The sequence below is a fragment of the Acetobacter sp. genome (assembly GCF_022483985.1).
GTDB lineage: Bacteria > Pseudomonadota > Alphaproteobacteria > Acetobacterales > Acetobacteraceae > Acetobacter.
In genome coordinates, this window is sequence record NZ_JAKVME010000001.1 from 259,637 (window position 1) to 278,917 (window position 19,281).

A 19,281-nucleotide genomic window follows, 5' to 3' on the forward strand; every position below is an offset into this window, starting at 1 on the left:
GCGGAAATAAGGCAACAGGCGTTTTTGCCGCAAACCAATCATTGCCATTCTTATCTGCACAATCAACAGGTTGAGATTGAATAAATTAATATATATGTGATGGTCTTGTCAGGGGGGTGTTATTCGGATGGATAATTTAAAATATAAATGAATATTTATTGGTAAATAAATATATTTAAAATATTATCTAATCATATCGTTTGTGTAAATATTTTGATTTTATTTCTATTAAATGGAGAAAATATATGAATCTGATCCGTTTCTTGTCATGCTGCGCTATAGGGGCCTCATGCCTTGTCGCTGACGGGGCCTGCGCGGCGCCGATGGCTGGCGTCAATCTGTCAGCCGCCGCGTTTGCCAGCAACAAGGTGCCGGGGCGCGACGGCTGGGATTATATGTTTCCACGGCAGAGTGAGATAGATTATTTTACCTCAGCCGGGATGAAGCTGGTTCGTCTGCCCGTGCTCTGGGAGAGATTGCAGTCCCAGCCATTGTCCGATCTGGCCCCCCAGTATCTCGCACATATCCAGAGTGTGGTGACGATGGCGGAAGCTGGTAAAGCAAAAGTCATCATTGATGTGCATAATTACGGTGCATATGGCGGTCAGCTTATTGGTTCGGATACGGTTTCGGTCGATGCCTTTGTTGATCTCTGGGTCAGGTTGGCCACGGTTTTTGGTAATGATTCCGGTGTTCTCTTCGGGCTTATGAATGAGCCGAAGCTCTCATCGGGTGGAGATTGGGCAGGCATCCAGCAGAAAGTCATTAACGCCATCAGGGCTGCCGGTGCAAAAAACCTGATTGCCGTGTCAGGGGTGAACTGGGATGGCGCGCATAATTTCCCACAGGTGAACGGCGATGCACTGGCAACTCTTACCGATCCGGGCAACGGCCTTATCTTTGAGGTGCATGAGTACTTTGACCGCTACAGCTCTGGCACGTCGGCGGAATGTGTGCCGGAAGATCAGGTGGAATCCCGGCTGGCTCCCTTTACCGACTGGCTCAGGGCGCACAAGGCTAAGGGGCTGCTTGGGGAGTTTGGCGTGAGCTCTAGCGCGGGGTGTCTGGCGGATCTGCGGGTGGCATTGAATTTCATCAATCAGGCGTCTGATGTCTGGTATGGCTGGACCTACTGGTCTGGCGGACCATTGTGGGGAAACTACATGTTTTCGGTAGCGCCCGATAAGGACGGGACTGAGAAACCCCAGATGACTGTGCTGAAGCAGTTCGTAAATTAGCCTCATGAACTGACTGCTTTCTATGGGTCTCCTGCATGCCCTCTTGCAAGGCGTGACAGGAGTTCCATATCTTTACAGGAGAGCTGGTCGCCCAAGCGGGGCCGGCAGGGAGTGTCTCGCTCAAGAGAGGAGGCTGAGTTGTCTGGAAGAGTGTTTGGGTCGCCGATGTTTCTCGGCTTTGATCATCTTGAGACCATGCTTGAGCGTGCGTCCAAATCGTCGGGGGATGGGTATCCTCCCTACAACATCGAGCAGCTCAGCTCGTCCGCGCTGCGGATCACGCTGGCGGTGGCGGGATTCACCATGGAGGATCTCCAGATCACGCAGGAGGATAATCAGCTGGTCATCCGTGGGCGGCAGTCCGAGGATATTCAGGGACGTATCTTCCTCCATCGTGGCATTGCAGCCCGTCAGTTTCAGAAGTCTTTCGTTCTGGCGGAGGGGATCGATATCGGCGGCGCGTGGCTCGATAATGGCCTGCTGCACATTGATCTGTTCCGCCCGGAACCTGAGGTGCGTGTAAGGCGCATTGATATTACCAAAGGCAGTGCGACTAAATCGGTTGTCAATGAGGGTTCGGTCCCGGCATCTCCACGAACTGTTCGCACCATAGGCGATGAGTGATTTTTCTGAATTGGAATGCGGTTTAATGCAAGGAGGAGACATGCAGCATAAAGCATCCGGCAATACTCCTGCCGTCCGTGATCTGGTCGATATCCGAAACCTGACGGATGCTCAGTTTCTGAGCCTTGGTCTTCCCAGTCTCGTGTATGTGCGTAGAGAATCTCAGTTTGGGCAGGAGGTTTTTACAATCTACGCTGCAAATGGCGAGTTGATGGGCACCACCGAAGATAGCGAGATGGTCCGGTCCGCAATTGATGAGCATGCCTTGGTGGCGACCCTGCTGCATTAAGCATTGCTGACTGTGTGTAAGCGAAGGGGGGGATGGAGTGGATAAAAAACGCTGTATCTCCCCACTTTTCCGTGGATGCACTGCCGGGTTTTTCCTTTCATCTGTCTTCAGCAGACGGATAGGCAATCAAATCGTACGAGATGGATTGCTTGTTAAATTTCTCTCGGAATACGCATGATTCTATAGCTCATTAAAGATGCTGTGATGAGTTGTTCTGATTGTGAGTATCTGGGATATTGAACTGGTGAAGAGTGGCTGTCAGACAGATTATAAGGCTGGAGGAACTTTTACAGTGAAACGGGTTATAATTTTACTATTTATTGGGTCCTTGTTCTTGGGATCCAATATGGCGAGGGCGCAGGAGGAGGATAGTGACTACGGTGAGTTGATCCGGAAAGTTACGACAAAGGAAAGTTGCCTGGATTACCTGAATGAAGAACATGATAATTATTCGGGTAACAAAATGGCGGAATCTCAGGCTCCGGACGAAGTAACAAAAGGGCTTTCCAGATCTATCCGGGATGAATGTCAGAAATCACCGAAGGAAAGCCTTAAGAATGCTGTCGCCAGGGTGAAAAAGACCTATACGAGCAAGCTGTCAGAAATCATGGAGAGAGCGCAGGACGAAAAAAACACGTTGCACAACAAGGGCGGCGTCTAAATCAGTCCCGTATCGCCCTTGAATGGTAAATTTTAATTGCAGGTCCTGATGGCTGACTTGACGCCGGAATTATCATCCGGCGCATTGGGTAGATCGTCTGGGCAGCCAGCATGTTGCATACCACATCCGGCCAGAAGAATTAGAAACGAGAGAGCCAGAAGTTTATGCATATAATTCACTCCGTATTCAGAGAGTGTTACGCTGTATCTCAGGGGTTGTGAAGTTAAAATCCAATCCCGTCCTGTATCGTTTTCATAGATACCCTCATTTCAATCTGCATGAAAAAGATTTAAAAATTCCTGTCTGCAGACGAATGGGCTCATAATCTGTCGGAGAATTGGCGTGGGGTGGTGGGCTCCGGATATGGCGAATGAAGAGTGGAACGAGTTGCGTGGTGTATTCGGACGGTGACGAAGGTTGTGACCGTCTCTTTCCGGGTAGTGACGTGACTATTTGCTCACTGGCTCTCCGGGCGGATGCGGTGTTTCTGTTACAGATCATCCATGAATGCGGTTGGCACTGAAGACGGCTCAAGCTGGATTGCAGCATCTGCAGTCACCAGCAGACAGAACGTTGAATTGCTCAGGGTTTTGTCGAGACGTTTTTATCTGAATGAGGCGGAAACCTTTTTGCTTCAGGGATGCTTCCCTCTTTGCAAACCTCTTGGAAACATCAAGATATTTCTATCGCTTGTGGCGGAACAGTCCCGATGGACGCGCAAACCCCGTTGACGGCCAGGTCATATCTTGTGTCAGGAAAGAAACCTCAGCGTGAGAGCCGCTTTGAACCGTCGTCTGGTGATGTTTACGGGAATAAGTAGTCCCGACTTCTGACCTGTGGCCGCAAAGAGGGTCTGCCCATGAGTGAATTATCGTTTTTTTTTGGCATGCTTCCGGTGTGGTATGCCGAAAGTGTGAAACCGTCAGCACCGGTTTCGCTCGTGCGAAAAGCGATGCAAGGGCTCTGGTGTCAGTGGGCGGTTGTGTTGTCCGGTGACGAGGTGCTTTTTGCACTCGGAGCCAATCTCCGGCATAAAGTCCGGCCCACGTCTTGCGTGGGGATCCCTTCAACATCAGCTTTTCTGAAACAGCCGAACCACAATGGTCCGGCGCTTATCGACAGGAACCGACCATGAGTGTCACGCTCAGCCCTTCCGCATCGCCCCTGACAGCCGCCCCGGCGACGGCTGCCAACTGGTCGCCGGAAAGCTGGCGGTCGTTTCCCATCAAGCAGGTGCCGACCTATCCGGACGAATCTGTCCTGAAAGCGGTCGAAGGACGGCTGAAAAGCTATCCTCCGCTTGTTTTTGCCGGTGAGGCGCGCCGTCTGCGCGAGCATCTGGCTGATGCGGCCGCTGGTCGTGCGTTCGTGCTTCAGGGTGGAAACTGCGCGGAAAGCTTCTCCGAATTCTCGGCGGACTTCATCCGTGACACGTTCCGCGTGCTGCTTCAGATGGCGGTCGTGCTGACCTTCGGCGCAAAGGTGCCGGTGGTGAAAATCGGTCGTATGGCGGGCCAGTATGCCAAGCCCCGGTCGTCCGACACGGAAACAGTGGGGGATGTGTCGCTGCCGTCCTATCGTGGCGATATCATCAACGGACCGGCTTTCACGTCGGAAGACCGTATTCCTGACCCCAAGCGGATGGAGACAGCCTACTTCCAGTCGGCCAGTGTTCTGAACCTGCTGCGGGCGTTCTCCCGTGGTGGCTATGCCAACCTGAACCGGGTCAATCGTTGGAATCTCGGCTTTGTCGAGCGGTCGCCTCTGGCCGAGCGTTACCGCGCCCTTGCGGAGCGCATCGACGAGACACTGGAATTTATGGCCGCATGTGGCATCAACTCCACGACGGCGCCGCAGATCGACGAGACCGAGTTCTACACGTCTCATGAAGCACTGCTGCTCCAGTATGAGCAGGCTTTCACACGCGTCGATTCAACGTCCGGCGAGTGGTATGACTGCTCGGCGCACTTCCTGTGGATCGGGGATCGCACCCGCCAGCCGGAGGGGGCCCATGTCGAGTTCCTGCGCGGCGTTCGTAATCCGATCGGCATCAAAGTCGGTCCGACGACGCAGATCGACGCGCTTGAGCAGCTTCTGGAGATTCTCAATCCCGCGGACGAGGCGGGGCGTATCACCCTGATCTCCCGCATGGGCGCGACCAAGATTCAGGACCATCTGCCGGGTCTGGTGCAGGCGGTCAAAGGGCTCGGCCGCACGGTGACGTGGATGTCCGATCCGATGCATGGCAACACCATCTCCACGGCGAGCAACGTCAAGACGCGCTCGTTCGAAGCCATTCTGACGGAAGTGCAGGGATTCTTCGACATCCTGACAGCCGAAGGCGTGGTTCCGGGAGGTGTGCACATGGAAATGACCGGACAGGATGTGACCGAATGCGTCGGCGGTGCGCATCAGCTCACGGAGCATGATCTCGGCGCACGGTATGAGACGTTCTGTGATCCGCGTCTCAATGCCGAACAGTCTCTCGAACTGGCGTTCCTGATTGCCGAGGAATTGAATGCGCGCGCCCGTACTCTGCGCAAGAGCGTTTAACCGGGCCAAACCGGTGTTTATGACGGGGGCGACGCCTCTGTCATAAACAGCGCGCCGTCACTTTTCTGCCTGCCTTGCGTTCTGTGACCTTGTCGTGGGCGGGGTCTATGCTCAGGATAATACAGCGCGTCTGGTGGTGGCGCCTAGGAAAGGGCAGGTCGTGGTTTTGAAAACGTCTTCCGCACAGCCGAAAGAACCTCGCTCCGAGGTGGCTTCAGGTGTGAGTTCCTCGCTTTGTGTCGCCCCGATTGATGATGCGGCGATTCATGCCCGGACTGACAGTTATTTCAACCGGACACGGGAGATTGTTTCCAGATTCGGCGATTGCGTGGTGACTTACGCGGTATTTATCCGCCGTCCGGTCCTTTCCGCCACCGCGGTTGTCGAAACATGGCTGAAGAATATCGCCCGCGAACGGGGGATCGAGATTCTGGTCGAGCCGGTTTTTGCTGAAGGCGACTGGGTTGGGGCAGGAGAGCCGCTGCTTTATATCACAGGCTTCTTCTCGCACCTCACGCAACTTGAAACGCTGATGCTTCAGAAGCTGGGGGCATGCTGTGTTGCGGCGCATCGTGCCTACCAGATGGCCCTGTCTCTTCCCAAGGCACGGTTCCTCGCGATGGAAGCCCGTCATTGCGCCGGCTACGAGATGCAGGAACTGATGAGCTACGGTGCGTCCGTGGGCAGCCGTGCGGCCCAGAAGGAAGGCGCTATCGGTTTTATCGGGGGCGCCAACGATGCAACGGCGTCCTTTTTCGGCGAGACGCACGGCTTCGGCACCATGCCGCATGCTCTTATCGGTTATGCCGGCTCCACGCTGCGGGCCGCCGAGATGTTTCACGAGGTCTATCCTGAAACGGATCTGACGGTTCTGGTCGATTATTATGGCCGTGAGATCACGGACGGCCTCGCCGTCTGCCGTCGCTTCGAGGAACTCGCACACGCCGGGCGGGTCAGTCTGCGTCTTGATACGCATGGTGGGCGTTTCCTTGAAGGGCTGGACCCTCAGGAGTCCTATGCTGTTCTGGACCGTTATGTTCCCGATGCCATCAGACGATATCGGTCGGAGGGCGAACTGCGGAATCTGATCGGCACGGGTGTTTCGGCCGCTGCGATCTGGCGGATGCGCGAAGTGCTTGACGATGCGGGCTTCGAGAAAGTGAAGATTGTCGTGTCATCGGGCTTCGGCGTGACGAAATGCGCCAGCATGGCGGACGCGAATGCCCCCATTGATGTCGTGGGGACGGGGTCTTTCATTCCCAAACTATGGAATGAAACCTATGCCACGGCGGACATCGTGACGTATGACGGCGTGGAAAGCGTCAAGACCGGTCGGGAGTTTCTTCTGCCGTCATTTCGCAAGGCGGAAGAGAGGCAGCGTCGGCGGCTGCATCCGGGCTGATCGGCTGCCTTGCTGAATCTGCTGTTCTATAATGATTTTATGTGAATCACAGGAGCTGTTTCGTTCATGACTGAAGCCGAAGAAAATGGTGAAGACGCGACCGTAGCGGCTCAGGAAACGGGGCCGGTTGTGCGTCTTCTCGACCTTTCCGGAGGCGCGGAAGACAATATCATCGAGGATATCAAGGGCTTTCTTGATGCCGAACATGCCAATGCATTTGCGCGCGCTTATGTGCGGGATAGTATAGAAATCTGCCGTGTGCCGGGTGCTTCTGCGCGGGACACGCTTGAGGCGTGGTTCTCGTTCGGCGAAAATGCTGAAGTGTTGGGAACGGACGACCCTTGGGTGTCTTCGGGCGAACTGAATGAGTTCATGGATCGCCCGGCGACAGAAGAAGAGCGTGACTGGCGTCTGCTCGATCCGCGTCGCTATGAAGCGGATGACGAAGAGTAGAACACAGTCAGTCCTGTGAAAGGACTCTTATGCGGGCTCTGTCCGCACCTGCAAAGGGCCATAGGCCCCTTGACTCCGACAGATCGGTTTCCAAAGGCGTGCGCCTTCAGCGGGGTGCGGGGCAGCGCCCCGGAAACCGCCCCCGGCTGGAGGAGGCGGACCAAGGAACCGTTGTCTTCACTCAACCCGGCGCTGAAAGCGGGTTGGGATGTTCCAGAATATCCAGAACAGCCGCACTGGTTTCTTCAATCGACCGTCTGGTGATGTCGATGATCGGCCAGCCGTGACGCGTGCAGAGGCGTTTCGCCCATAGCAGCTCATTTCTGACTTCTTCCGGATCAATATAGCTTGTTCGCGTCAGGGATGTGCCTCCGGCATGCTGCTTGGCGGGCACCATGCTGTTCAGTCGTGTCCGACGGATTTCAAGCAGGGCTTCCGGCGCAATGGTCAGTCCGATAACCGGGACATCCAGTTCAAACAGTTCGGGGGGGAGGGGCGTGTCGGGCACCAGCGGCACGTTGGCGGCCTTGATGCCCTTGTTGGCAAGGTAGAAGCAGGTCGGCGTTTTGGAGGCGCGGGAGACACCGACCAGCACGACGTCCGCATCTCTGAGTTCGCGGGTCTGCTGGCCGTCATCGTGCTCGATGACGTAGTGCATGGCGTCGATACGGCGGAAATAGTTCTCGTCCATGATGTACTGACCGCCGGGGCCGCCATCAATGGCCTGCGTGCCGGTGGCGCCTTCCAGAAAGCCCAGCGTGTTTTTCATGACGTCCAGCAACTGCACCCCGGCCCGTTTGCAGCCATCCACCAGAGCGTTCTGTAATTCCACATCAATGAGAGAGGACAGAACCGGGCCGGGTTCGCTGGAGATGCCTGAGATCACGCGACGTAACTGGGTCCGGCTACGGACCAGATTCCAGTGGCGGATATGAAACTCCACATCGGGGAAATGTGGGGCGCATGCCTTAGCCTGCGTATCGAGAGTCTGTCCCGTGCCACCGGAAACCAGATGGAGGCTGATGCTGCGTTTGGTCATGTTGGAAGCCTGTGTTTTCAGAAACGGTTTCTCCTTTCCACATGGAAAAGGAAACACGTCGTTTCATGAGCCTTTGAGCCGGTTTTTTGTTTCCATATCGCATAAACAAAAACGGGGCGCCCTTATGGGAGCGCCCCGTCGTTGCTGATCTCAGATCAAGCCATCATCCCGCATGTCAGGATGAAGCTTTTTCCTTCTTCGTCGCCAGAGCGGCCTGCGCGGCTGCCAGACGGGCGACCGGTACGCGGAACGGAGAGCAGGAAACGTAATCCAGCCCGACGCTCTCGAAGAAAGCGATGGAGTCCGGATCGCCGCCATGCTCACCACAGACGCCGAGCTTCAGATTGGACTTGGTCTTGCGACCGCTCTCGGCTCCCAGACGGACGAGAGCGCCCACGCCTTCACGGTCGATCGAGACGAACGGGTCTTTCGGCAGGAGGCCGTGATCGACATAGTAGGGCAGGAACGAACCGGCGTCGTCACGGGACAGGCCGAGCGTCGTCTGGGTCAGGTCGTTGGTGCCGAAGGAGAAGAAGTCGGCCACTTCAGCAATCTGGCCAGCCGTGATCGCCGCACGCGGCAGTTCGATCATGGTGCCGATCAGATATTCGAGCGTCGTGCCCTGCTCCTTGAAGACGGCGGCCACTTCCGCTTCCGCTGCCTTGCGGGTCACTTCCAGTTCCGTCTTCATGCCGACGAGCGGGATCATGATTTCAGGAACGATGGCCTGTCCGGTCTCCTTCGAGACGGCAATGGCGGCCTCGATGATGGCCCGGACCTGCATGGCGTAAATCTCCGGGTAGGAGATGCCGAGACGGCAGCCACGATGGCCAAGCATCGGGTTGGCTTCCGAGAGGGCCGAGCGGCGTGCGCGCAGGGACTCCACGGACTGACCGAGAGCGGTCGCGACTTCCTCAAGTTCCGTCTCGCCATGCGGGAGGAACTCGTGCAGCGGGGGATCGAGCAGACGGATTGTCACAGGCAGACCGCTCATGATGCGGAAAATCTGCGAGAAATCATCGCGCTGGAACGGAAGCAGGGCGTCAATCGCCTTCTTCCGCGTTTCGGCGTCGTCCGACATGATCATCTGACGGACGAAACCGATACGGTCCGGACCGAAGAACATGTGCTCCGTACGGCTCAGGCCGATACCTTCCGCACCGAAGCGACGGGCCGTTTCGGCGTCTTCTGGTGTCTCGGCATTGGCGCGGACACGCAGACGGCGCACTTCGTCGGCCCAGCCCATCAGCGTGCTGAAGTCACCGGACAGGGTCGGAGGAATGGTCGCAACCCTGCCGATATAGACAGCGCCTGTGCCACCATCGAGGGTGATCCAGTCACCGCCCTTCAGCGTGACGTTGCCGACCGTCATGGTCTGCGCCTTGTAGTCGACGGTGATGCCGCCGGCACCGGCCACACAGACACGACCCATGCCACGGGCCACGACGGCGGCGTGGGAGGTCATGCCGCCACGGGTCGTCAGAACGCCACGGGCCGCGTGCATGCCATGCACGTCTTCCGGGGAGGTTTCGATACGGACCAGAATGACGTCCTCGCCCTTGGCGGCGCGGTCTTCGACTTCCTCAGCCGTGAAGACGATGGCGCCCGCTGCGGCGCCCGGAGAAGCCGGGAGGCCACGGGAGAACAGGTTCTTCTCGGCCTTCGGGTCGAGCGTCGGGTGCAGAAGCTGGTCGAGCGAGCCGGGGGGAACGCGCTGGATGGCCTCTTCCTGCGTGATCAGGCCTTCCTGCGCCATGTCGATGGCGATCTTGAGGGCTGCGGCTGCCGTGCGTTTGCCGGACCGGGTCTGGAGCATATAGAGCACGTTGCTCTGCACCGTGAACTCGATGTCCTGCATGTCGCGGTAATGCTTCTCAAGGATATCACGCACGCGCATGAGTTCCTTGTAGGCTTCCGGCAGAACCTTCTCCATCGGAGACTGGTCGGGAGCAGCGCGGCCAGCGGACATTGGCTGCGGCGTGCGGATACCGGCCACAACGTCTTCACCCTGCGCGTTGACCAGATACTCACCGTAGAAGATGTTTTCGCCGGTGGACGGGTCACGGGTGAAGCACACGCCGGTCGCGCAGTCATCGCCCATGTTGCCGAAGACCATCGCCTGCACGTTGACAGCGGTGCCCCAGCTTGCGGGAATGTCATGCAGCTTGCGATAGGTGTGGGCGCGCGGGTTCATCCATGAGCCGAACACGGCGCTGATCGCGCCCCAGAGCTGCTCCTGAGGATCGTTCGGGAACGGCGTGCCGGTCTCTTTCTGAACGACGTCTTTGTAATCCTTGACGATCTCGCGCCAGTCGGATGCCTTGATGGCCGTGTCGTCGGTGACGCCGAGACCGTGCTTCGCCTGCTCCAGCAGGTCTTCGAAGCGGTGATGCGGCACGCCCATGACGACGGAGCCGTACATCTGGATGAAGCGGCGATAGCTGTCCCAGGCGAAACGCTCGTCCTTGGAGGATGTCGCCAGACCTTCAACCGTCTCATCGTTCAGGCCGAGATTGAGGACGGTGTCCATCATTCCCGGCATGGAAACGCGGGCGCCGGAGCGGACGGAGACCAGCAGCGGTGCGCTGGCGTCGCCGAAAACGAGACCGACCGATTTCTCGATGCGATGAAGGGCCGCCGCGACCTGCTCTGCGAGCTCGGTCGGATAGGCATTACCGTTATCGTAGTATGCCGAGCATACTTCCGTCGTGATGGTAAAGCCTGGAGGCACTGGCAGTCCGATGGAAGCCATCTCCGCCAGGTTGGCGCCTTTGCCACCAAGCAGATTGCGCATTCCGGCGCTGCCTTCATTCAGGCCGCCACCGAAGCTGTAAACCCATTTCGTCATGACCAACGCTCTCCGAACGCGGCGATCCCGCCCGTCTGTTCCTTCCCGGGAAAATCAGGCCTGAATGCAGTCCGCGGGGAATTTATAGTTATTATTAAGTGCTCCGTTCCCGGGCGCCCGCATCATGCCAGCTTGTGGCGGTTTCGGCAATTCGCTTTGCAACGAATATTGCGGCTGGACAGAGTCTGTCACAGAAATAAGGCATGTTTTTTTAGGCTTCCGGTAATCCGGCCAACTGCCGCCATCCCGCTTCGTCAACTGTGTCAATACCAAGTTCCTGCGCTTTCCGCGCCTTGGAGCCAGCTTCCGCGCCCAGAACGACAAGATCGGTCTTTTTTGAAACGCTGTCGGTCACTTTCGCCCCCAGTCGTTCCGCCGTCGCCTTGGCTTCCGGGCGGGTCATGGTGACAAGGGAGCCCGTGAAAACAATGACTTTTCCAGACAGAGCGCCTCCCGCCTCAACACGCTCGTCCTCCACCGTTACAGAGGTCAGCAGATCGTCCAGCGTCGTCTGGTTGTGAGGTTCGGCAAAGAAGCTGACGATTTCGTCGGCAATCGCCGTGCCGATCCCGGTGATTTCCCCCAATTCCTGCCGTTCTTCCGAACCGATGAGACGTGCCGCCTGCATCCGTTCGCGCAGATGCGTGAAGGAGCCGTAATGTCGCGCCAGCAGCTTGGCGTTGTTTTCTCCCACCCGCCGGATGCCCAGCGCGTAGATGAAACGGGGCAGGGAGATGGTCCGCCGAGTCTCGATGGCCTGAGTCAGTTTCCGCGCGGAGGTCGCGCCCCATCCTTCCCGTTTCGCAATCACGGCCTCATGTATGGAGAGGCGGAAAATATCGCCGGGCGCCTTCACCATCCCGATGTCATGGAACTCGGTGATGCTTTTTTCGCCGAGCCCGTCGATGTCGAACGCCATGCGCGACACGAAGTGAATCAGCCGTTCGACAACCTGAGCCGGGCAGGTGAGACCGCCGGTGCAACGGATGACCGCTTCACCCGGAACGCGCTCCACGCTCGCGCCACAGGCCGGGCAGTGATCCGGCATGGTGAACGGAGCCTGCCTCTCGCGGTTGTTTTCCGCGACGATCGCGACGATCTGGGGAATGACATCGCCCGCCCGCTGGATCTGCACCAGATCGCCAACGCGGACATCCTTCCGCTCGATCTCGTCCTGATTGTGCAGCGTGGCCCGCGAGACGATCACACCACCGACATTGATGGGCTCAAGATGCGCCACGGGTGTCAGCGCGCCTGTGCGTCCGACCTGCACCTCGATGGCCAGAAGGCGCGTGACGGCCTGTTCGGCGGGGAATTTCCACGCTGTCGCCCAGCGTGGCGCGCGTCCTGCGAAACCGAGACGCTCCTGAAGTGTCAGATCGTCGATCTTGTAGACGACGCCGTCGATATCATACGGCAATGCGCTCCGTTCCTGAGCGATCCTGTCGAAGAACGGCTCGGCCTCCGCAATGCCTTCCAGTCTTGTGGAGAGCGGATTGACCGTGAAACCCCATGCGCGAAGCTGGTCGAGCCAGGCTGAATGGGTCGTCGCGACGGGATGGGATGAAAACCCCATCGCGTAGGCAAATAGGGAAAGCGGACGGCGGGCCGTCACTTTCGGGTCGAGCTGTCGGAGTGAGCCTGCTGCGGCGTTGCGCGGGTTGGCGAACGGCTTGTCTCCAGCAGTCTCCTGCGCGGCGTTGATGGCGAGAAACTCCTCCTTGCCAAGAAAGACTTCGCCACGGATTTCGATCAGGTCAGGCGCGTCTCCCTTTAGTCGGAGGGGGATGGTTTTCAGTGTCTTCAGATTGGCGGTGACGTCTTCACCTTCCGTGCCATCGCCGCGCGTGGTGCCGCGTGCGAACCGTCCGTTCTCGTAGGTCAGGCTGATGGAAACACCGTCGATCTTCGGCTCGCCGACAAAGGCGAGGGCGGCGGCCTGCGTTTCATCAAGGCCAAGAAACCGCACGCCGCGTTTCACGAAATCCTCGAAATCCGTGCGGTCAAAGACGTTATCCAGCGACAGCATCGGCGCGAGATGCCGGTGTTTCCTGAAGGCGCTGCTTGGTGCTGCTCCCACCTGAAAGCGGGGACTGTCCATGCGCATCAGCGTGGGGAAGCGGTTCTCGATTTCTTCATTGCGGCGACGCAAAGCATCGAACTCCGCATCCGAAACTTCCGGTGCGTCCTGTGTATGATAGGCTTGGTTCAGGTGAGCGATGAGGGCGGACAGACGCGCCAGTTCCTGTTCCGCCTGTGCGGCGTCGAGTTGCTCGACAGCCGTATGCGTCGTGTCCATCACCGCTTCTCCAGAAGACTTTCCGCGGCGGCGCGCGCGGCATCGGTTATGACGTCACCTGCCAGCATCCGGGCGATCTCTTCTCGTCGCTCCGTGTCCGGAAGAGGGGCGGCGTTGGTCTGGGTCTGTCCGTTCCGCACCAGCTTGCCGATCCGCAGGTGGTGATCAGCCGCCGCCGCGACCTGCGGAGAGTGGGTGACGGTCAGGATCTGCATATCCCTCGCCAGTCTGTGCAGCCGTTCACCGATAGCCGCTGCCGTCGCTCCGCCAACGCCCGAATCGATCTCGTCGAATACCAGTGTGCCGATGGGAGAGCGACCGGCCAGCACCAGACGGATGGCCAGCATCAGCCGGGAGAGTTCACCACCGGAGGCGACCTTGCCCAGTGGGCCGGGCGGCTGGCCGGGATTGGCTGCCAGCAGGAAGGTCGCCTGCTCCAGACCGTGAGCGCTCCACTGTTCCTCGGGGAGCGGTGTGAGTTCCGTTACAAAGCGGGCGCGTTCAAGCTTCAGCGGCTTGAGTTCCGCCATGACCGCTGTTTCAATTTTCCGGGCGGCCTTGGCGCGGTGGGCCGACAGTTCCTCGGCGGCGGTCATAAAGGCCGCCTTTGCCGCTGCCGTCGCGGCTTCCAGTTCGACAAGGCGGGCCGTGCCTGTTTCAAGGGCGTTGAGACGGTCCAGCAGTCGTTTCAGCAGGTCCGGCAGATCGGAGACTGATGTTTCGAACTTGCGGGCGGCCGCGCGCAGAGAGAACAGACGTTCCTCCACCTGTTCCAGCAGACGGGGGTCCGCGTCCTGATCGGCGGCCAGTCTGGCCAGCGTGCCTTCAGCTTCAGAGAGAGCGACTTCTGCCGCTTCCAGCGCCCTCAGCGCTTCATGGGCTCCGGTCTGCTGCTGTCCGAATTCCGCGTCTTCCGCTTCCTGACCCGGAGGCGGAAGCAGGCGGTGCAGGGCGCGGCTGGCGGCCCGCAAGGCGGCGGCTGGTCCCGAGTTGCGCCGATCACGCGGGTTCAGTTCCGCAAGGGCGGCCGCCACGGCTTCGCTACGGCGTTCGTTACGCTGAAGCGCCTGCCGCTGGGCGGCCAGATCGTTTTCCTCGTCCTGCTGGGGGGCGAGGGTGGAGAGTTCGTCGATTGTGTGCCGAAGCCACTCTTCTTCCCGCGCGGCGGTTTCGATTTCCCTCCGTGCTGCGTCCAGTGTCTCCCGTGCCTCGCGCCACGTCTTGTGGCAGGCGGCGACCTTGCGCCGGGTGGCGGCGGGAACACCGAACGCGTCGAGCAGGTCACGATGCGTCGTGGGGTCGGCAAGCCCCATCTGTTCGTGCTGTCCCTGAACTTCCACCAGCATTCCGGCGACGCGGCGCAGGAGACCGATGCCTATGGGCTGATCATTGATCCACGCACGGGATCGTCCGTCCACGCCCAGAATACGGCGCAGAATGAGCGATTCGTCGCTCTCGGCGGGGACACCCTGTTCCGAGAGAATATTGCGCACGGGATGGTCTGCGGGGACTTCAAAGCTGGCCGTGACACGGGCTTCGCTGGCTCCGGCCCGGATGAGGCGCGCATTGGCGCGTTCTCCGAGAGCCAGCCCGAGACTGTCGAGGAGGATGGATTTTCCCGCGCCGGTCTCACCTGTGAGCGCTGTCAGGCCGGGATGGAAGGACAGGTCCAGAGCTTCGATGAGAACGACGTCACGTATGGAAAGAAAGTTCAGCATAACGAAAATCCGCTCCGACCTGTCTCCGCAAGGAAGCTGGCGCTGTAGCGGAGCCTGAGGATGGAAAGGCGTGAAGGCACGCCTGCCTGCCAGTCGACCAAGGCCCGCATTTCAATGACAGGCGCTGTTTACCCCAACGTGTCTGTAACGCGTGGCTCAGTGGGCCGAGCCGCGTGCCCCTCTCTCGGATGCCGGAACCCCGGTGCGGGCAAGATTGCTCGTCAGTTCCGAACCATTGCCGCCGTCACTCAACTGACTCGCGGACACCGGGGCCACGGGAGCCTTTGACAGGGAAGGCGGCGCGTCGGCCCGTCCCCCGCCATGACTGGCGGACTGGGCGGGGCTCTGTGTCGATAGGGCCGGTGCGGAGATCAGCTTTCCCGGAGCCGGAGTTCTGTTCGAGAGGAGGTGGTAGTCCTTCAGGGTGCTGTAGGCGTATCGATACCACCGGCTGTCGGGATAATTGTAGGCCAGAACGCTGCCGGTCCGGCGTGCTTCATCCGTCAGACCAAGGTTAAGATAGACTTCCACAAGCCGTTCAAGGGCTTCCGGCACGTGGTTGGTGGTCTGAAAGTCCTGCACAACGCGCTGGTAACGGCCAAGCGCCGCCTGATAGGCGCGCTGTTCCTGATAATAGCGTCCGACAAGCATTTCCTTGCCCGCGAGATGGTCACGGCAGAGGTCGATCTTCAACTGGGCGTCGCGCGCGTATTTTGTCTGCGGGAAACGGGCGATGACGTCCTGCAAACGTGACATGGCTTCCGACGTCATCTGCTGGTCGCGGGCGACGTCTCCGATCTGCTCATAATAGCAGAGAGCCAGAAGATAGAAGGCGTAGGCGGCGTCGGAACTGGTCGGGTGCAGTTCGATAAAGCGATCGAGCTGCTGTGCTGCTTCCGGGTATTTGTTCTGGAGATAATAGGCATAGCCCGCCATTAGCTGCGAATTGGCGGTGTAGCCGGAATAGGGGTAATTCTGCTGAAGCGTCTCGAACTGTTTCGTTGCGGACAGGTAGCGCTGGGTGCGCAGGGCGTCGATGCCGTTGTTATAGAGTTCATCGGCCGAGGCGACTGTGGGAGCCGGCTTCTCTGCTGGTGTTGTCTTGAACATCGAACAGCCTGCCAGAAGCAGGAATGTTCCATAGGCGGCCGCTGAAACCAGTCGCGACGTCACTCTGGGGGGGATGCGCGAGGTTGGCTGCGGCACGTATCAACTCACTGTCTGCGTATATAATGACTGGCCGGTTATAGCACGGAATACAGCGACGGAAAGGTGTCCAGTCCGTTCTGCGTGCTACAATGTTCCGGGTTGTCGGGTGTCGGTGCGAACAGGCGGGCTTTCAGGCGGCCCTGAGCGATTCAGAAACCGATTTTGTGGCGCTTCTGACCTCGCGCCATGCGGTTTTGTCGGCAAAGAGTTTGCGCAGCAGTTGGTTATTAAGATGGTGGCCGGATTTATAGCCTGTGAAGCTGCCGCGTATCTGTGCGCCAGCAAGGGAAAGGTCTCCCACGGCATCCAGCATTTTGTGACGGACAAATTCATCTTTTACCCGCAGACCTGTCGGGTTCAGGATTTTATCCTCATCGACGACGACGGCGTTATCCAGTGATCCACCAAGCGCAAGTCCCGCAGCCTGCAATGCGGCTATTTCGCGATGGTTGGCGAAAGTGCGCGAGAATGACAGTTCCGTGCGGAATGATGCTTCAGTGAAGGCCAGTTCCAGCGTCTGCCGACCAATGGCGGACGCCGGAAAGTCGATCGTCATCGAAAGCAGCATGTTCTTCGCCGTTGAAGGGCGCAGTTCGGTAAAGGCGTCGCCTTCCTCCACCCGGACGGTTTTCAGGATTTCGATTTCGCGTCGTGACGGCTCAAGAGAGGCTCGCCCGGCGCAATCAATGAGAAAGAGAAAATCGGCGGACGAACCGTCCAGCACCGGCACTTCCGGACCATCCAGAAAGATGCGGACGTTGTGGATGCCTTTGCCGGCGAGAGCTGACATCAGATGTTCGATGGTGGCGACACGGTTCTGCCGGTCAGAGGAATCCCCGATGACCGTGCTCAGTCTTGTATCAACGACATGGTCATAAAGCGCTGGAATGGCGGCTGCGCCCGGAATGTCCGTTCGTTGGAAGATAACGCCGGTGTCGGCGGGCGCAGGTTCCATCCGCAGCGCGATTTTGCGCCCTGTGTGCAGACCGGTGCCCACACATCTTATGGAGGAACGAAGGGTGTTCTGGCGCACAGTCACAACCGTTTTTGATGGTTTTGGAGAGAGTTTGAATGTCTGCGGCGTTGATGAAAAGACTTCGTCATCCCTTTCAAGCAGTGCGACGGGATCAGAACTGAAGCTTTCCATTGACGTATCTCTCGGTCTGACTGTGGCTCATGGAGCCTGTATTTTGAAACTTACAATACGCCGGCAGCACAATGGTTCCAGTCAATGTTTATTGCGTCGTATTACCGGGGGAGAAAGTGACTTTAAGCGCAGGCTGGAGGACCATCCCGAGACTGACAAAAGGGATTTTCCCATTAAAAAACGGGGCTGTTCGGGCCCCGTTTTTCTGGACTGCCAGTGATCCGGACGGGTCGGTCAGGAAGGTCTGCGCATGAAGGCCGGAATGTCCAGACCGTCATCGCCCTGTGCCGGGCGCACGGTCGGGCCGTCCTGCTGTTCGTTGCGCGGAGCGGGCGTCACCTGCGGAGCGGGCTCCTGTCTCACCTCACGAGGGTCCGCTGCGGGACGACGCAGCACGCCGGTCATGAGACCGAACAGGCTGCCACGCGACGGGGCGGGTTCCGGAGCGCGGGGAGCCGGGGCTGGCGACCGCGTGTTGCTTGTGAACAGCCCGTCCCGCGGAGAGGCGGGGCGCTGCGCTGCGCCGGAATGCGCCGACTGGCCCGGAGCGGGCTGCTGGCTGAAGTTCGGCGTCTGACGCGGCGCCTGTCCTGCGGGAACGCCATTCGGGTGACCGGCAGGCGGCGCATTGCGGACAGGCTGCATGCCGCCACCAAACATTGGCGGCTGGCCACCCGTCTGCGGTGCATTCTGGACGATATTCGCGGCGGCCGCCTGCTCGTCATGCTGCTGTGCGGCGGCCTGTTCCTCGGCTTCCTGCTGGGCCTTGGAGGAAGGCATGTCGATGCCCGTGGCCACGACGGAGACACGGATCTTGCCATCCAGATCGGGGTCGATCGCGGAACCGAAGATGATGTTGGCGTCTTCGGCCACTTCCTCGCGGATGCGGTTGGCGGCCTGATCGACCTCGAACAGCGTCAGGTCATCGCCGCCGGTGATGTTGATCAGCAGGCCGCGCGCGCCTGACATTGACGTGTCTTCAAGCAGCGGGTTGGAAATCGCGGCCTCGGCAGCGAGACGGGCGCGGTCTTCGCCTTCGGCTTCGCCGGTGCCCATCATGGCCTTGCCCATCTCCGCCATGACGGTGCGGATGTCGGCGAAATCGAGGTTCACAAGACCCGGGGCCACCATCAGGTCGGTCACGCCACGCACGCCCATGTAGAGGACGTTGTCGGCCATCTTGAACGCATCCTTGTAGGTGGTGCGTTCATTGGCCATCCGGAAAAGGTTCTGGTTGGGGATGACGATCAGCGTGTCGACATACTGCTGAAGTTCGGCAATGCCTTCTTCAGCCGCTTTCGCACGGCGCGGGCCTTCGAAGCTGAAGGGCTTCGTCACCACACCAACGGTCAGAATGCCGCGCTCGCGGGCCATCCGCGCCACGATCGGCGCTGCGCCCGTGCCTGTGCCGCCGCCCATGCCCGCCGTCACGAAGACCATATGCGAACCTTCAAGGTGACGGGACAGTTCGTCCGCAGCTTCTTCCGCCGCCGCCCGTCCGATTTCCGGCTTCGCGCCAGCGCCCAGCCCCTGTGTCAGATGCGGACCAAGCTGGATGCGGCGATCCGCACGGCTGCTGGAGAGCTGCTGGGCGTCCGTGTTGGCCACCACAAACTCCACGCCCTTCAGATCAGCGAGAATCATGTTGTCCACGGCGTTCGTGCCACCCCCCCCCACGCCGATGACTGTGATCTTCGGCGAGAAATCCGCATGGTGCTGTGGGGGAACGGTGAGGTTCAGAGTCATTTACACTTCCTTGGACGAGACAGGCGCTGGTGAGTCGCCATACTACATCGCGCGA

General features: G+C 59.0%; 14 protein-coding genes. 7 read left to right on the plus strand and 7 right to left on the minus strand.

Going from position 1 to position 19,281, the window contains the following annotated elements; translation table 11 throughout:
- Positions 1-245 precede the first annotated feature (245 nt).
- From LKE90_RS01150 to LKE90_RS01180, 7 genes are all read left to right on the plus strand, one after another.
- Positions 246-1,238 (plus strand): glycoside hydrolase family 5 protein, encoded by a 993-nt coding sequence (locus LKE90_RS01150; protein ID WP_291501386.1) that lies wholly within the window; start codon positions 246-248, stop codon positions 1,236-1,238.
- 138 nt (positions 1,239-1,376) lie between these two features.
- Positions 1,377-1,862: an Hsp20 family protein gene (locus LKE90_RS01155; protein WP_291491002.1), complete on the plus strand. Its 486-nt coding sequence runs from the start codon at positions 1,377-1,379 to the stop codon at positions 1,860-1,862.
- A 40-nt stretch (positions 1,863-1,902) separates the two neighbouring features.
- Positions 1,903-2,151: a hypothetical protein gene (locus LKE90_RS01160; protein ID WP_291491003.1), complete on the plus strand. Its 249-nt coding sequence runs from the start codon at positions 1,903-1,905 to the stop codon at positions 2,149-2,151.
- Between the two features lie 346 nt (positions 2,152-2,497).
- Complete coding sequence (locus LKE90_RS01165) at positions 2,498-2,812, plus strand: hypothetical protein (protein ID WP_291501387.1); 315 nt, start codon at positions 2,498-2,500, stop codon at positions 2,810-2,812.
- Between the two features lie 1,131 nt (positions 2,813-3,943).
- Positions 3,944-5,365 carry a class II 3-deoxy-7-phosphoheptulonate synthase gene (locus LKE90_RS01170; protein WP_291491005.1) on the plus strand — a complete coding sequence of 474 codons (1,422 nt, stop codon included), beginning with the start codon at positions 3,944-3,946 and terminating at the stop codon, positions 5,363-5,365.
- A gap of 220 nt (positions 5,366-5,585) precedes the next feature.
- Positions 5,586-6,767 carry a nicotinate phosphoribosyltransferase gene (locus LKE90_RS01175; RefSeq protein WP_291491006.1) on the plus strand — a complete coding sequence of 394 codons (1,182 nt, stop codon included), beginning with the start codon at positions 5,586-5,588 and terminating at the stop codon, positions 6,765-6,767.
- A 66-nt stretch (positions 6,768-6,833) separates the two neighbouring features.
- Positions 6,834-7,220 (plus strand): hypothetical protein, encoded by a 387-nt coding sequence (locus LKE90_RS01180; protein WP_291491007.1) that lies wholly within the window; start codon positions 6,834-6,836, stop codon positions 7,218-7,220.
- Between the two features lie 181 nt (positions 7,221-7,401).
- Here LKE90_RS01180 and LKE90_RS01185 read toward each other — a convergent pair whose 3' ends face one another.
- The 7 genes from LKE90_RS01185 to ftsZ all read right to left on the minus strand — a co-directional run bounded on the left by LKE90_RS01185 (position 7,402) and on the right by ftsZ (position 19,226).
- Entirely contained in the window at positions 7,402-8,259 is an 858-nt protein-coding gene (locus tag LKE90_RS01185) for a pyruvate, water dikinase regulatory protein (protein WP_291491008.1), read from the minus strand.
- Between the two features lie 175 nt (positions 8,260-8,434).
- Positions 8,435-11,107 carry a pyruvate, phosphate dikinase gene (gene ppdK / locus LKE90_RS01190; protein WP_291491009.1) on the minus strand — a complete coding sequence of 891 codons (2,673 nt, stop codon included), beginning with the start codon at positions 11,105-11,107 and terminating at the stop codon, positions 8,435-8,437.
- 211 nt (positions 11,108-11,318) lie between these two features.
- Complete coding sequence (gene ligA, locus LKE90_RS01195) at positions 11,319-13,406, minus strand: NAD-dependent DNA ligase LigA (RefSeq protein ID WP_291491011.1); 2,088 nt, start codon at positions 13,404-13,406, stop codon at positions 11,319-11,321.
- On the minus strand, positions 13,406-15,124 hold the full coding sequence (gene recN / locus LKE90_RS01200) for a DNA repair protein RecN (RefSeq protein ID WP_291491012.1): 1,719 nt from the start codon (positions 15,122-15,124) through the stop codon (positions 13,406-13,408). Before recN ends, ligA begins: the two co-directional genes overlap by 1 nt.
- A 156-nt stretch (positions 15,125-15,280) precedes the next feature.
- On the minus strand, positions 15,281-16,297 hold the full coding sequence (locus LKE90_RS01205) for an outer membrane protein assembly factor BamD (protein ID WP_407066034.1): 1,017 nt from the start codon (positions 16,295-16,297) through the stop codon (positions 15,281-15,283).
- 166 nt (positions 16,298-16,463) lie between these two features.
- Positions 16,464-17,480 carry a UDP-3-O-acyl-N-acetylglucosamine deacetylase gene (lpxC, locus tag LKE90_RS01210; RefSeq protein WP_291491013.1) on the minus strand — a complete coding sequence of 339 codons (1,017 nt, stop codon included), beginning with the start codon at positions 17,478-17,480 and terminating at the stop codon, positions 16,464-16,466.
- A gap of 234 nt (positions 17,481-17,714) precedes the next feature.
- Complete coding sequence (gene ftsZ / locus LKE90_RS01215; protein WP_291491014.1) at positions 17,715-19,226, minus strand: cell division protein FtsZ; 1,512 nt, start codon at positions 19,224-19,226, stop codon at positions 17,715-17,717.
- Positions 19,227-19,281: the final 55 nt, after the last annotated feature.